This window comes from Polaribacter sargassicola, assembly GCF_021991835.1.
GTDB classification, from domain to species: domain Bacteria; phylum Bacteroidota; class Bacteroidia; order Flavobacteriales; family Flavobacteriaceae; genus Polaribacter; species Polaribacter sargassicola.
The window spans coordinates 1-362 of record NZ_JAHDAU010000082.1 but is presented as its reverse complement, the minus strand read 5'-3'; the positions used below and the strand labels follow the sequence as shown (position 1 = coordinate 362).

General features: G+C 70.2%; 1 protein-coding gene. It reads right to left on the bottom strand.

The genetic code is table 11. From position 1 onward, the window contains the following. Window positions 1–362, bottom strand: a 362-nt coding sequence (locus KI686_RS15925; protein WP_237590313.1) for an SNF2-related protein, incomplete at both ends; no start/stop codon positions are given.

Sequence of the window (362 nt, the reverse complement as noted above, 5' to 3'; positions counted from 1 at the left end):
CGCATACTCGCTGTCGTCGAGACGCAGCAGCGTGTACGAGGTGACGACGACGTCGGCCCGCTGCACGGCGTCAGCGATGCGCTCGTCCCGGCGCGACGCGGTGCCCTCGATGATCCGCATCCGCAGACCCGGCACGAACCGGGCCGCCTCGCTGCGCCAGGTGCCGAGAACCGAGGTCGGGGCGATCACCAGGAACGGGCGCGTCTCCCCTGCCTCTCGCGCGTGCGCGATCAGCGCGAGCAGCTGCAGCGTCTTGCCGAGGCCCATGTCATCCGCGAGCACACCGCCCAGGCTGTGACCCCAGAGGAACGCCAGCCAGTCGAACCCCTGCTTCTGGTACGGACGAAGCTGCGCGTTCAGCC